The sequence below is a fragment of the Atribacteraceae bacterium genome (genome assembly GCA_035477455.1).
Lineage (GTDB): Bacteria > Atribacterota > Atribacteria > Atribacterales > Atribacteraceae > DATIKP01.
Genome location: DATIKP010000097.1, coordinates 1 through 14,515, shown reverse-complemented (window position 1 = coordinate 14,515; position 14,515 = coordinate 1). Strand labels below are relative to the sequence as shown.

Here is a 14,515-nt window from a genome sequence, read left to right as displayed (position 1 = left end):
CTCGATGTCCTCTTCTACCTATTCCCTACCAGTACACTTTTCACCGCCATGACCACATCCTCAACCGAAGGTATCGAATTGTCTTCAAGATACCGGCTGCAGGGAACCGGGGCATCCGCCGCTCCCAACCGGACGATCGGTGCGTCCAGGTCATCGAAAGCCTCCTCCGAAATCCGCATGGCAATCTCGGCTGCCGGTCCGGCCGTTTTACAGGCTTCGGAGACGATCACCACGCGATGGGTTTTTTTGACCGAAGCAGTGATGGTTTCCATGTCCAAGGGGAGCAATGTCCGAGGATCGACAACCTCGACGTGAATGTTATCCGCGGCCAGCCGGTCTGCCGCTTCCAGGGCGGTCAACAGCATGCGGGAATAGGCGATCAAGGTCACGTCCGTTCCGGGACGCTTCACATCGGCTTTCCCCACAGGTATCAAATATTCTCCCTCGGGGACTGGCCCTTTTGTGTTGTACAGCATTTTGTGTTCGATAAAAACGATGGGGTTGTCTTCCCGAACGGACGCTTTCAACAGCCCTTTGGCGTCGAATGGCGTAGCGGGCATGACGACTTTAAGACCGGGAACGTGCATGAACCAGGCTTCGAGACTCTGGGCGTGATGCGCACCGGAAGAGCGCCCACATCCGCCCTCGGTTCTGATCACCATGGGCACCCGGGCTTTTCCGCCAAACATGTAGCGGATTTTCGCTCCCTGATTGTAGAGTTGATCCATGGCCAAGCCAGCGAAATCGACATACATCAATTCACCAACCGGCCGTAATCCGGTGATGGCCGCTCCTACACAAGCCCCCACAATGGCCGCCTCAGAGATGGGAGTGTTACGTACCCGTTCACCTCCGAAGTTCTCCCACAAACCCCGGGTTACCCCATACGCGCCACCGTAGAGTCCGATATCCTCGCCGATGAGGACCACATCAGCATTCTGTTCCAACTCCTCTTGCAGCGCTTCGTTCAATGCATCGCGGAAGGTCAGTTCCCGCATCCCCTCAGAAGCGAAATCGGTGATCGAGTCAACTACCCGGGTACCTTTTTGCCGTTCGATCTGAGCGAAGTCCTCGTCGACATACACATCGGTCGTAATCTCCGAAAGTGGGGGATAGGGGCTCTTTTCGGCAAACTCAACCGCCTCTTCCGCTTCCCGCCCCACCATTTCCTCAATGGTTTCAATTTCTGACTTCTTGGCAACTTTATTTTCTATAAGCCAGCTTCGATGGCGCCGGATCGGATCGCGTTCTTTCCATTGTTTTTCCTCGTCCTTGCTCCGGTAGGCTCGGGGGTCGTTCTTGGAATGACCAAGATACCGGTATGTCTTGCATTCGATCAACGTCGGTCCCTCGCCCCGCCGCGCTCGTTGGACCGCTTGTTCCACCGCCTCCTTCACGGCCAGAACATCCATCCCGTCAACCGTCATCCCAGGAATGCCATAAGTTTGGCCTCGCTCGGCGATATCCTGTATGGAAAAGGCTTCCCGGACCGGGGTGGACATGGCATAGAGATTGTTTTCACACACGAAAATCACCGGAAGCTTCCAGACCGCAGCCAAATTCACCGCCTCGTGAAAAGCACCGGTATTCGCCGCTCCATCTCCGAAAAAGCAGACAGTCACTTTGCCGGATTTTTTATACCGGCTGGTAAGTCCGGACCCGGTCGCAATCGGAATACCACCACCGACGATACCATTCGCACCGAGATTTCCGGCATGAAGGTCGGCGATATGGAGCGATCCTCCCTTGCCTTTGCAGTACCCGTCGATTTTCCCAAAAAGTTCGGCCATCATTCTGTCAAGGGTGGCTCCCTTGGCAATGCAGTGACCATGACCGCGATGGGTCGATGTAATGTAGTCCTCCGGCCGAATCGCCGCACAGACGCCGACGGCCACCGCCTCCTGGCCGATATAAAGATGAGTGGTTCCCCGGATTTTGTCCTGGGCGAAAAGGTCGCTTACCGTTTCCTCAAAAACCCTGATGCGAAGCATATCCCGGTACATTCCCAGAAGTTTTTCTTTATCCTCTTTTTTCATGACGCACCTCCCCAATCAATAAGCGGTAGAAGAGTAGATGAGTAAATGGGTAGAAGGACTAAAGTCTTATGGAAAGCCATCTCCGACTAACTTCGATATTCCTGCGTTCAGTTCCTTACTGCCGCGTTATAGTGTTCTACAATCCTTTTTCCTACCGGGGAGTCCGGATCGAGCCCACAGATTTCCTTCAGTACGGTCGCGATCCCCGCTTCCTGCAGGATCTTTTGAAGCCGCGACGCCTCAGGATCATCCGGGTAGTCATAACCCAACGCCTGAGCACAGACATTAGTGATATTTTCCGGAAAAATCCCCTGGCTCAGGCACAAGTCGATACCCCCCATCAACCGGTCGCCGGGTGCGAGTTTACGAATGGGATCCCGGGCAACTCTGGTTATGGTATCCATCATCAATGGGTTGGCGAAACGTTCCTTTAGGTCGGCGGCGAAGGCTTCGGTTTCTGCTGGAGAAAGATCGGGATATTTCCTGTTGATCGCATACGCCGTTTCATCGTACACCCGGCCAAGCCGATTCCGGATCAGATCGTTACCGATCGCTTCGTGGATATAAGCAATACCGATCCGGTAACCGAGATAGGCGAGCGTAGCATGTCCCAGGTTATGAATGTAGAGCTTCTTGTTTTCTTCGGCGGGGAAATTGTTGACCGGAACGACCCCGCTGATCCGACCAAGTTCACCCTTTATAGCCAGCCGGTCACAGGGGAGCCGATGGTAGGATTCGGCGACAATGAACAGAGGATCGTCGACCCCGAAACGGGCATCCATCACCGGCACCATGCGGGCGACTACTGTCCCCACCAACCCGACTTTCCGCTCGACATAGTCGCGCTCGCTTTCCCCCAAGTGTTTCATGAGTTCATCGCGGAAAAAACCCGGAGCTTCTTTTAAGTTTTCACAGAGCAACACATTGAGGTTATCCGGATTTTCCCTCGCCCGGCGGGTAATTCCCCGGGCAAAAAGACCGGCGACTTCCGGAAGATTTCTCGCCCCAACAGCCGTGAAAGCAATGTCGGCATGAACGATCGCATCAGACACCGCCTTGCTGTCTTTACTCCACACGGCCTGGAAACGATCAACCTCCAGATTCACTTCCGTACCTGTTTTTTCCAGCAGGCGTAATGGGTAACTCCCTCTTTTGCGGAGTTTTTCCACCAGGGGTTCATAGGCTTCAACGTATACCGTCTCATAACCGCTTTCCCATAAGAGGTGTCCGATAAATCCTCTGCCGATATTTCCGGCTCCAAACAGAACCGCCCTTTTCATCATTCCCGTCTCTTAGTTCCCTCTCCGGTTCACAGATTCAACCCAACCGGCTTACCGGTGGTCATAATCGTGTATAAAACGGTCTACGGCGTCGTGGCTCCCCACTCCCTGAGTGGCACCTATTTTTTGGACACATAGGGCCCCGCAGGCATTGGCGAAACGTCCGGTCCGGTAAAAATCCCAACCCTTGAGAACCCCGACCAGGAAACCGGCGGAAAAAGCGTCTCCCGCTCCACTCCCATCAACCGTCTCGACCACGAAGGGGGGAACGAGGATTTTGTCTTCGGCGGTCATAATGAAACTCCCCTCGTTCCCCATCTTGATGGCCACGGTTTTGATACCGTAATCGAGGAAGAAGCGGGCGTTGTCCACTAAATCCATGCGGCCGGAAATCGCGGACGACTCATCCCGATTCGAGATAAAAATATCGAGGTGAGACAGGCACGGCTCAATGACCGGAAGCCAACGGCCGGTATCGTCCCAGTAGGTATCCAGAGTCGTGAGGATACCCTGCTCCTGGGCTCTTCGAAAAACCTGAGCGGTGCCCTCTCCATCGATGCCGGGCATCAGAAAGGTTCCGGAGATATGCAATATTTTTGACCCGGAAAAAAACTCCGTCCGCACATCGTCCGCACGCAAGGCCCGATTGGCCCCGGTATAATGAAGAAAGGTTCTCTCGCCCTGCCCATCGACGATGACCATGGTCGCCGAGGTGCCGAATTCTTCAGTGATAGCGATGCCCCGGGTATCAATTCCCTGCCGTTTCAAGGTGTTGAGAAGAAATTCACCCAGGTCGTCCCGGCCTACTTTTCCGATGACTGCGGTTTCCACCCCGAGTTTGCTGAGGATCACCCCGGTATTGTGTGCTCCACCACCCGCATGTAGTTCCATCTCGGGAACGAGTGCCAGTCTCCCTTTTTCCGGAAACCGTTCAATCGGTCTTCCCAGTAAATCGGCTACCAGAATTCCGCAACAGGTCACTTTTGTCAAAAATATCCCTCCTGACTTGTATCCCGCAGGTTCAATTCCATTACCCGCCGGGCTGTCTGTTCGTCGGTGATCAGAATCTTGATAAATCGTCCGCGGAGCGCTCCGAGAATCGCTGCCACTTTTTCTTCTCCCCCGGCTATGCCAATAACGTTATGCATGGTCCGGATATCCTCAAGCGGTATGGCTACAGTGCGTTGATGAAGAGGGGTATCGAGAATATCGCCCTGGATATTATAAAACTGGCCAGCAATATCTCCCACCGCTTTTTTTTGTTTTAACGCCTCGAGTTCATGGTAGTCGATAAAACCAGTCAAAGAATAAATCGAATGTCGGACATCGACAGATCCGATCCCCACCATCGACCAGGTCGCATGACGGGCCAAGTCTAAAGTTTTCTGGTTAATCTTTTCGTTCATGTAGAAATTCCGGGTTGCTTCGTTTTCAACTACCGCCGGCGCATAAAGATAATAACATTCGCCTTCGAAAATAGAGGCAAGTTTTTCACCGATGGTATAGGGATTGAGGGATGCGGATGAGGTAAGTCCACCGACAAGGGTAACCAATTTCAAATTTTTCACGCGGGCGGATCGCACTGAAAGGGCAACCTGCTTTAACGTCCGTCCCCAGGCGATTCCGAGAAGATCGCCGTCGGACAGGACTTTTTCCAGGTACCAAGCGCCAGCCCGGCCCAGGCTTGCAAAAAGATCGCCGCCGTCTGCAGGGATGATCAGGGCGTCGTTGATTCGAAAAGTTTTCTTGAACTCCCGCTCTATTTTCAAACAGTTGGCGATCGGCGACTCGATGGAAATCCTGACAATTCCCATTTTTTGCGCCTTCTCGATCAGACGGGCGACCTTGGGCTGGGAAAGGCCCAGAGACAGCGCCACGTTACGTTGGGTCATACCTTCCATGAAATGGAGCCAGGCGATACGGGTGATCAGTTCCAGGTTTTCGTTTCGATTATTCATATGAAATGTTATTCTGTTTTTTATTATTATTTCATTCTTATCTTAACGGTTCATTGGCAAAAGTCAATAGGAAACGGTTTGATTACAGGGATATGGTCACAACCATCTTCTGATAACAGGGCCGATTGAACATTAATAATGAAGGGAGGGATGAATAAAAAGAGGACTTACCGCGTGGATTTATTCTGTTTTTTCCGGGGTTTCGGAACGGGGCGGACAGCGTGATTGATCAGCACCTTGATCACCCCGGCAACCGGTATAGAAACGATCAGACCGAAGGGACCATAGAGCGCTCCCCCCACCAGAACCGCGAATAAAACGGTCATGGGGTGCAGATTCATTTCCATACCCATCAGTCGGGGCAGAAGGTAGACCCCTTCAAGCAGATTGATCCCCCCGAACAACGCCAGGACCGCGACAACATGCAGCGGGGAATGAACCGAAGCAAAGACCAATGCGGGAATCGCTCCGGCGATCGGTCCGACATGGGGAAGGATATCCATCACTCCGGCAAAAATGCCAATCACCAGGGGAAATTCAATACCGAGGAGAAAAAGCCCCACGGCGGCGCTTCCTCCCACAAACAACGAGATCAATATTCGGCCCCGGATAAATCCGCCTACGACAAGGTCGATTTCCCGCATCAGCGAGATAAATTCTTTCCGGCGCGGCTGGGACACCAGACCAGTGAGGGTCGAACGGATTTTCGCAGCATCAATCAGGAAAAAATAGAGAATGAAAGGAGTGATGACCAGCCCGACAAAGAGAACGCGGACCAATATATATGCAAACTCGCCGATCCATCTCAGTATCCGGGTCAGATAGTCGGGAAGGTTGGCCGTCACGTCTTCCAGAAATCGCCGCAAGGGCAGCGAAACATCCACATGGGGGAAAAATCGGTGGTTTACCCGCTCGATCAGAGTGAGAAATTCCCCAACATATTCTGGAAGTTCCTCGATCAACTCTCGAGATTGGCTTATCGTTGTCGGAACGACTAATAAGAGAAGGATGATGCCCGACAAAATCAGGAGACAGAACACAAGAGTAGCGGATAATTTCCAGGAGAAACCCTTGCGATGAAGGATGCCGGCCAGGGGAGCAAGAGCGTAGGCAAACATCCCGGCCAAGGCGAAGGGTAAAAGAACCGAACGTAAGCGGTGAATGAGGTAAAGGGACCCGGCAATGATCACCAGGATATATATTTTCCCAAGGATATTTACGATTGCTGTATTTTCCTTCTCTTCAGTCATAGCCATTTACCCTATAATCTCCCTCAATTGAGTCTACCACAGACGCCTAACCCGCCATTCCCTCGCCGCATTCTTCGAACACGATGGACAGATAGGTGTTTGAGTTAAGCCTGACAACTGGGACAGTAAAAACTACTGCGCCCGGCGAAGCGGATCCGCTTGATCGCCGTGCCGCATTGCGGACAGGATTGCTCAGCTCTCCCATATACGCACAAGCGGTTCTGGAACTCACCCTTCCGGCCATCGGAACGGCGAAAATCCCGGATAGTCGTTCCCTGGAGAGAAAGAGCTTCTTCAAGTACCTGCGGAATAACCCGAAAGAGCCAGCCCACTTCTTCGATGCTCAAGCGGCTCACCCTTTTTTCGGGGTGAATTCCTGTCCGAAAGAGAATTTCGCAAGCGTAAATATTCCCAATCCCGCAGAGAAACCGCTGATCCAGGAGAAAATCCTTAACCCGGCAGGAACGGGCGGCCAACAGTTGTTGAAAGCGCTGGAAATCGTATTCGCCGGACAATGGATCCATACCAAGGCTGTCCCAAAGCCTTTCCCGGGACGGGTCATCGAGATAGCGAACTTTACCGAAGCGGCGCTGGTCGCTATAAAGCAAAGCCCCTGCGTCCAGCTTGATGAACAGCCGTCGATACGGAAGTTCGCATCCTGGTTCCTCGTATACGAGGACACCGGTCATACCCAGATGAACGAGCAGTGTGTCCTGCCCGCAGAGGCGGAAAAAAAGAAATTTCCCCTTCCGGTCGATTCCGGTTATGGTTCGTCCCACCAGTAAACCCAAGGGGAGGACTATCTTTTGGTCTTCTATGGTTATCGAGCGAATGACTTTGCCGGTAACCAGTGGCAGCAATCCTCGCCGAACGATTTCCACTTCAGGTAATTCCGGCATTGTGGACACCTTCTCCCCAACGAAGAGATCTTCGAAAAAGACGCAAAAACCCCCAAATTTCCGGAACACATGATTCTGTATGCTAATATAGACTATAGTGTACAATTGGGACGGGTGTTCAGCAAGAGATCAGAACATCTTGATTCAGATAAGGGGGTATGTATCAATCCATGATACGCACAGAGAATCTCACGAAACAATATAACGGGATAGAGGTGGTCAAAAAACTCGCCCTCCAGGTTGAGCAGGGAGATATATACGGATTTCTTGGTCCGAACGGGGCGGGAAAAACGACAACCATCATGATGCTTTTGGGCTTACTCCAACCCACCTCGGGAACGGTTTTACTCATGGGTGAAGCAATGAATTTCCACCGGGTCGATTTGAAAAAAAGGATCGGCGTGGTATCCGAAAATCAGTATTTTTATGGGGAAATGACCGCCCAGGAATACCTCGAATTTTTTGGAGAGCTCTACGGGGTTCCCAGCTACCGGAAACGGATCGACCACCTGACCGAAGCTGTTGGGTTGGCTGGTGATCGGAACAAAAAGATCAACGCCTATTCAAAGGGAATGCAACAAAAGCTCGCCTTTTCCCGGGCTCTACTCCACGATCCGGAATTATTGATTCTCGACGAACCGGTCGCCAACCTGGATCCCTCAAGCATCAAACAGGTCCGGGACCTGATCGAAGAGGAGAACCGAAACGGAAGAACGATTTTCGTCTCCTCCCACCTGCTATCCGAAGTCGAACGCCTTTGTAAGCGGGTGGGCATTATCCACAAAGGGCAGCTCCTGGCCGAAGATAGTATGGACACCATCAAACGGCGACTCTCGAACAGTGTCACGCTGCACATCGAACTTGACCGGGAAGCCCCGGCGTTAGTGGACATACTGATTAAGCTTGACTATGTACAGGGCGCTGAGGTGTCTGATGCAAGAAACCGGATCACCGTGAACCTGAAGACAGATCGCGATAACCGAAGCGATCTTTCCCGAACCATCTTCGAACACGGCTACAGCGTCCTGTCCATGAAAACCAAGGAAATGAGCCTCGAAGAGGCGTTTATGACCATCACCCAGCACAACATCTCTCTCCTCGCCAGCCAGGAGGAAACTCGGCCATGAGGCGCAGCAAAACCTTCAAAATTATTCTGTCGGGCATTCTTCTCCTAACAGCTGGTTTATTAACCCTGTCTTACTTTACCATCCGGCTGAACTACGGTATTCTCGAAGGCCGGGTCGTCGACGAGCTTTCCCGGGATGTCGTCCGCCGTCTGACCATTTCCCTGGGGGAACGGACAGATATACTCTTCCAGAGCAAGGATTTCCGTTTCTCCGGAATTCAACCCGGCCGCTATACCCTGCAGGCTTGGGCGCCTCACTATGAACCATTTACCCGCGAAATCGAAGTCCAGCGGGGTATCAATGCGTTTGACTTTGCGATGCGGGGCGCTGAAATACCCGATCTTGCCGGAATCATTTGCTTTGCCACACCGTTGGACCGGGGAATCGAAATTGAAATTCGTTTCCATAACACCGAGAACAGGGGCATCACCGATTTCCCGGCACTCCCCCTGGAATTGACGGGTAGCCTCTTTATTCGAGAGGGAGACCAGGAGAACTACACCCGGGGCAGACTGATATATGAGGGAACGATCGAACTATTCTGGGATCCCGAAGCTCATCTGGCAAGAAACAAGGGAATTATCCCCTGGGATGAAATCCATGTCGATCCTGAACTTGAACAACGTTATGGGGTCCTCGACCTGGTCCTCACAACACCCCAGGGAGTTTTCGAAGACACCATCACCAACGTTGAGTTTACCCGAAGGGAGGAATAACCGTGGTACAGCGCGCCCGAGTAACCAGCATCCTGTTCAAGCGGGATCTTGTCTTTACGTTATATAATTGGAGGTACTACACCGCCCTATTCGTTGCCTTTCTGGCCTCGTCGTTTATCCTGGAAAATTTCCTGGACGGCATTCGCGAGGACGACATCTTAGTATCAGCCTACCCCCTGAATTATCCTCTGTATATCAGCATCATCATTATCTCATTGTATCTCGCGATACTTTCCGCGGTTTCCATCTCCCGGGAACGGGAACGGGGAACGCTGGAGGTTTTGTTCTACGGCCCGGTGACTCCCGGAAATTTTCTCCTCGGAAAATATCTCAAGGATTTGGTTTTGGGAATTGTTGCACTGGGATTTTGCGCCGGGTATTTTTACCTGGTCAGCTATGCGACAAATCTCGGTTTCACTACGGGTCTGATCAAGGCCTTGATCATGAGTATATTCCTTATTTCCTGCGTGGTCAGTTTCGGGTTGTTCATCTCCTCGATCACCGGCCGGGTCAAGAGCTCGGTCCTTTCTCTCATTGCCATCCTGGGGGCTTTTTTGGCCGTGCAGTTTATTCACGCAGCCCTTTTGGGGCTCGAGCGGGAAGGTCTTTCAATGCCCATGCTCTATCTTAGACAAACCATTTCTCTCCTGTTCCAGGGAATCAACTGGGTTTCTCCCTTTGCCTTCCTGAACCGGGCCCTGGAATCAGTAGTTCTGGAAAGCTGGCCGCTGTACTTTACAACGATCGCCTACGCGACGATCTATTCTGTCATCTTTATCGTTTTATCCATCATTTCCATGGGCAGAAAGGGGGTCAAGACCTGATGAACTTTCGTCTTGCGTTGATAGTCCTTTGCCTGATTCTGTTCAGCACAACTCTAGCCAATGCCCAGGCTCCAACGTTGCGCGAACAACTGGTTTATTCCCTGACCTCTTTTAACGGAACCTCCTTCAGCCGGAGTTTTTGCCCGCCCAACGAGGACAGGCTCTTTTTTATCGCCGACGAGCTAAGTGTCATCGATGCCCAGAAAACTCTGGTTTATTTCTGGCCGATCACCCGGAGATATATGGCCGGCTTCAATACCCTGAACGAAACGCTCCCCGGAAGCCTGGAAATCCTCCAAGGGGGGAAAGTCATCGCCACGCTCGAACGGGAAACCTATGCGCTGTTTTACCCTCATGGATACTGGTCGGATAAAGCGATGCTCTATTCCGGTGAAGAGGCCATCCGGATATTCAACCAGTACCAACAAGCTGTGGAAGAGTTTAACCAACGGCTCCGCCAGCATTTTGAAGCCATGAGGCTTTATCAGGAAAAGTTTAACCGTTTCCTGGAGGAAATTCGGAGGCGCCGGGAAACCGGTGAAGTCGGACCGACGGATCTGGACATCCCGCTTGAGCCCCAACCCCCCGAGTTTGTTGGTTTTTTTGTAACCGAACTCCGCGAAGGCTTTATCCTCAACCTTCCACCCGGAAACTTCGAGATTCGTCTCCGTTCCGAAGATGGATTGATATACGAAGGGAGTGAAAAACAGATCACCACGTTTACTGCCCGGCGAACGGGGGGGGTCGGATATGAAATCATTCCCGGAAACCGCTGGACCAGGCGGGAAAATGTCGATGACCCCAGTCGGATCATTCATGGGGTGGGCCGTAACAATCTTTACTTCAATCCCTTCGAACAGACTGAGTTCAACGAACTCTATCATAACCAGCTCGAAGACCCCCAAGCCGACGGTCGGATTGAACGGTGGAAATGGGTACATACTAATCCAATCCACGATGTCCAAATCATCCTGAGTAAAGGGGAAGAAGTCCTGCAAAGAGTCGAACGCCTTCCTTTTTTTGTTAAGCAGATTCCCGGGCCTGAACTGGGGTTTGAAATCATACCTTACGACGACGTTCTCCGGAGCCAGGGCCATCAACCTACATTTGAAGGCCATCTCCTGTCCCTTGACGAAAAACTAGTGCCGACCGAATATATCGTTTCAGCGGTCCGGAATGCGGACGCTCAACCGGTGGAGGGAAGTGAACGCATCATCCGCATCCTGCGTAAAGAAAATGCCCCCTTTCTCTACGCCATCGCCTTCCTTCCCCTGCTTTTTGGGGCTATCGTGTTACTGGTCCGTTGGGGTAAAATAGAAAAGAAGTGAACAGGAAACAGGTCTCAAAAGGCCAGAGGAGGAAGCGACTAAATGAAGCAAGCCGTTATGCTAAAACTCGGATTGGTGTTGACCATTATCGGGTCATTGCTAATTACCGGTCTCCTAAATAGAGTTTCAGCCCAAACTGCGCCGACCCTCAACGTCGTCACCACCACCGGCATGCTCGCTGATGCCGTCCGAAACGTGGGCCAAGAACGAGTGACGGTCACCGCTCTGATGGGCCCGGGTATTGATCCCCATCTCTACCGGGCCAGTGAAGGTGATGTTCGCCGCCTGGCTCAAGCGGATGTTATTTTCTATAACGGACTTCTCCTGGAAGCCAGAATAGCTGACGTACTGGGGAGAATGAGCGACCGGGTGACGACGGTGGCTGTAGGGGAAGCCATCGATCCTTCTTTGCTCCTCACCGACGAGGTATACGAAGAACAACACGACCCACATATCTGGTTCGACGTTTCCCTATGGGGGCATGTCGTGGACGTCATCGGACAAACCCTCATAGCCAAAGACCCGGACAATGCCTCCTTCTACCGGTCGAATATGGAAGAATACCTGGATACCCTCAATGAGCTACACCGCCACGTCATGACTCAGGCCGAAAAAATACCACCACGACAACGGGTCCTGATCACCGCCCATGACGCTTTTGGATATTTCGGCCGAGCCTACGGTTTTTCGGTGAGAGGACTGCAGGGAATATCCACCGAAGCGGAAGCCGGCATCCGTGACGTTCAGGATCTGGCCACATTCATCACCGAACACCAAATTCCGGCCATTTTTATCGAATCTACGGTACCCGTCCGCAACATCGAAGCAGTGCAGGCCGCTGTCCTATCCATGGGCTTTGAGGTTGCCATCGGGGGCGAGCTTTACTCCGACGCCATGGGTTCCGAAGGCACCCCGGAAGGAACCTATGTCGGAATGGTTCGCTATAACATCGACACCATCGTCACGGCCCTTTTGAGAGAATAGGACGAGGTCCCCCCTTCCGGTCCACCGGTGGACCGGAAGGGGGGGGAAGCCGATGGAACAATCGCCAAACGCTCTCACCATCATGGATCTCACCGTCAGTTACCATCAGAAGCCGGTGCTGTGGGACGTAGACCTCAGCGTGCCGGAAGGAGTTCTTCTGGCTATTGTCGGGCCCAATGGAGCCGGTAAGTCTACCCTGATCAAGGCGGTTCTCGGACTGGTCCCTGTCGCTGCCGGACAGGTGCTTATCAAGGGAAAGCCTTCTGGTATAATGCGCCATCAGGTGGCCTACGTGCCGCAGAGAGGCAACATCGACTGGGACTTCCCCACCAACGCCCTTGATGTGGTCACTATGGGTTTGTATCGCAAAATCGGCTGGATCAGGCGGCCGGGTATCCGGGAAAAAGAACAAGCCTTAGACGCTTTACACAAAGTGGGAATGGTTGATTTTGCCAACCGGCAGATCAGCCAACTCTCCGGGGGACAGCAGCAACGGGTGTTTCTGGCCCGAGCCTTGGTCCAGGAAGCCAGTCTATATCTGATGGACGAGCCCTTCGCCGGGGTAGACGCCACCACCGAACGGGCGATAATCGACCTCTTGCGAGAACTCCGTTCCCAGGGAAAGACGTTGATCGTAGTCCACCATGACCTTCAGACGGTAGCTGAGTATTTCGACTGGATGATGCTCCTCAACGTCCGGCGGATCACCGCCGGTCCGGTCCACGAAGTCTTTACTCAGGAAAATTTGCACCGGGCTTACGGGGGACGAATCGCATACCTATCGTCCCGGAATGACAGCCCGGTACAAAGCCGGGGAGACAAGGAGTAAAAAACATTGGGCGGTCTTTTCTCCGAATTGCTCACGAACTATACCCTGCGGGCTGTCGCTCTTGGGTCGGTGTTCCTGGGTTTCGTCACTGGACTTCTGGGTTCTTTTGCGGTAATGAGGCGCCAGAGTCTGTTGGGTGATGCCGTATCTCACGCCGCACTTCCCGGAATCGTGCTGGCTTTTCTTCTCACTGCATCACGGGAACCGGTGGTGCTTCTGGTCGGAGCGGCTGTAGCCGGGGGGATCGGGATGCTCTTCTTAATGCAAATTACCCGCAAGACGATAATCAAACAGGACGCCGCCCTGGGGATAGTTCTCTCGGTTTTTTTCGGTTTCGGCATACTGCTCTTAACCTTTGTCCAACGGATGCCCGATGCTGGGAAAGCGGGGCTTGACCGGTACCTTTTCGGCCAGGCAGCGACCATCATAACCAGGGATGTAGTGACTATCGCTACACTGGGAGGTGCGGTACTTCTCACCACCATCCTTTTCTGGAAAGAGTTCGTCGTGCTGACCTTCGACCGGGAATACGCCCATACCCTGGGATTACCGATTCGTTCACTGGATATCCTCCTCACCATCTTGCTGGTTATCGCTACCGTGGTCGGGTTACAGATGGTTGGCGTCGTACTGATGAGCGCCATGCTGGTCGCCCCGGTTTCGGCCGCCCGGCAGTGGACCCATCGTTTTTCGGTTATGGCTCTTCTCTCCGGATTTCTGGGCGCGGCTGTCGGTTTGAGCGGTGCGCTGCTTTCCAGCCAGATTCCCCGTCTCCCTACCGGGCCAACCATCGTATTGATCCTGAGCGGAGTCGTGGTTTTTTCGCTCCTGTTCTCTCCGGAACGGGGCCTTATCGCCCAAGCCCGGATACGTCATATCCGGACTTGGCAGTACGCCACCGAAACCCTGGCCATCCACCTCCTCCATCATGAAGGTACCCATGAAGAGAATTTGGAAGCGACAGCAGAACACCTCAAACTCCACCTGGGCTGGGAAGAATTATACGCGAAAAAGGTGGTGCGATGGGCGGTAATCCATGGAATCATCACCCGAACCAATGCTCACCTGGCCCTGACCCCTTTTGGTCGCGAACTCGCCCGGCAGGTTATGGCGCGATGATTAAGTAATTCAATATTGATTTTGCTGCAATAAGTAATTTTGCTGCAAAAGAACGAAGGAAGCCTGGGCCTAAGTTGCCTGAATCAGCCGCCGAAATCACCGCATTTTCGCAGCAAAAAGGCCAAGGATGGCCTTTTCAGCAGCACTGTAACCGGACGTGGTCAT

13 protein-coding genes are annotated in these 14,515 nt (G+C 52.8%); 7 read left to right on the top strand and 6 right to left on the bottom strand.

The window, feature by feature from the left end:
* Positions 1-14: 14 nt before the first annotated feature.
* The 6 genes from pdhA to mutM form a co-directional block, all read right to left on the bottom strand.
* Positions 15-2,036: a pyruvate dehydrogenase (acetyl-transferring) E1 component subunit alpha gene (pdhA, locus tag VLH40_06105; GenBank protein HSV31577.1), complete on the bottom strand. Its 2,022-nt coding sequence runs from the start codon at positions 2,034-2,036 to the stop codon at positions 15-17.
* Between the two features lie 107 nt (positions 2,037-2,143).
* Entirely contained in the window at positions 2,144-3,319 is a 1,176-nt protein-coding gene (locus tag VLH40_06100; GenBank protein HSV31576.1) for a hypothetical protein, read from the bottom strand.
* A gap of 48 nt (positions 3,320-3,367) precedes the next feature.
* Positions 3,368-4,297, bottom strand: a complete 930-nt coding sequence (locus tag VLH40_06095; GenBank protein ID HSV31575.1) for a carbohydrate kinase family protein — start codon at positions 4,295-4,297, stop codon at positions 3,368-3,370.
* 5 nt (positions 4,298-4,302) lie between these two features.
* The gene (locus VLH40_06090) at positions 4,303-5,274 is read right to left on the bottom strand and encodes a sugar-binding transcriptional regulator (protein HSV31574.1); all 972 of its coding nucleotides are present in this window, start codon (positions 5,272-5,274) and stop codon (positions 4,303-4,305) included.
* A 167-nt stretch (positions 5,275-5,441) separates the two neighbouring features.
* Positions 5,442-6,530 (bottom strand): AI-2E family transporter, encoded by a 1,089-nt coding sequence (locus tag VLH40_06085; GenBank protein ID HSV31573.1) that lies wholly within the window; start codon positions 6,528-6,530, stop codon positions 5,442-5,444.
* Positions 6,531-6,628: 98 nt separating this feature from the next.
* Entirely contained in the window at positions 6,629-7,423 is a 795-nt protein-coding gene (gene mutM / locus VLH40_06080) for a bifunctional DNA-formamidopyrimidine glycosylase/DNA-(apurinic or apyrimidinic site) lyase (GenBank protein HSV31572.1), read from the bottom strand.
* 170 nt (positions 7,424-7,593) lie between these two features.
* Between mutM and VLH40_06075 the strand changes: the two genes are divergently transcribed.
* From VLH40_06075 to VLH40_06045, 7 genes are read left to right on the top strand one after another with little or no spacing between them, the layout of a single operon-like run.
* Positions 7,594-8,550, top strand: coding sequence for an ABC transporter ATP-binding protein (locus VLH40_06075; GenBank protein ID HSV31571.1), 957 nt, complete (start codon positions 7,594-7,596; stop codon positions 8,548-8,550).
* Complete coding sequence (locus VLH40_06070) at positions 8,547-9,266, top strand: carboxypeptidase-like regulatory domain-containing protein (protein ID HSV31570.1); 720 nt, start codon at positions 8,547-8,549, stop codon at positions 9,264-9,266. Before VLH40_06075 ends, VLH40_06070 begins: the two co-directional genes overlap by 4 nt.
* Positions 9,267-9,268: 2 nt before the next feature.
* The gene (locus VLH40_06065) at positions 9,269-10,090 is read left to right on the top strand and encodes an ABC transporter permease subunit (GenBank protein ID HSV31569.1); all 822 of its coding nucleotides are present in this window, start codon (positions 9,269-9,271) and stop codon (positions 10,088-10,090) included.
* Positions 10,090-11,418: a hypothetical protein gene (locus VLH40_06060; GenBank protein HSV31568.1), complete on the top strand. Its 1,329-nt coding sequence runs from the start codon at positions 10,090-10,092 to the stop codon at positions 11,416-11,418. Before VLH40_06065 ends, VLH40_06060 begins: the two co-directional genes overlap by 1 nt.
* A gap of 42 nt (positions 11,419-11,460) precedes the next feature.
* Positions 11,461-12,402, top strand: coding sequence for a zinc ABC transporter substrate-binding protein (locus VLH40_06055; GenBank protein ID HSV31567.1), 942 nt, complete (start codon positions 11,461-11,463; stop codon positions 12,400-12,402).
* 52 nt (positions 12,403-12,454) lie between these two features.
* The gene (locus VLH40_06050) at positions 12,455-13,231 is read left to right on the top strand and encodes a metal ABC transporter ATP-binding protein (protein HSV31566.1); all 777 of its coding nucleotides are present in this window, start codon (positions 12,455-12,457) and stop codon (positions 13,229-13,231) included.
* A 6-nt stretch (positions 13,232-13,237) separates the two neighbouring features.
* Positions 13,238-14,350 carry a metal ABC transporter permease gene (locus VLH40_06045; protein HSV31565.1) on the top strand — a complete coding sequence of 371 codons (1,113 nt, stop codon included), beginning with the start codon at positions 13,238-13,240 and terminating at the stop codon, positions 14,348-14,350.
* Positions 14,351-14,515: the final 165 nt, after the last annotated feature.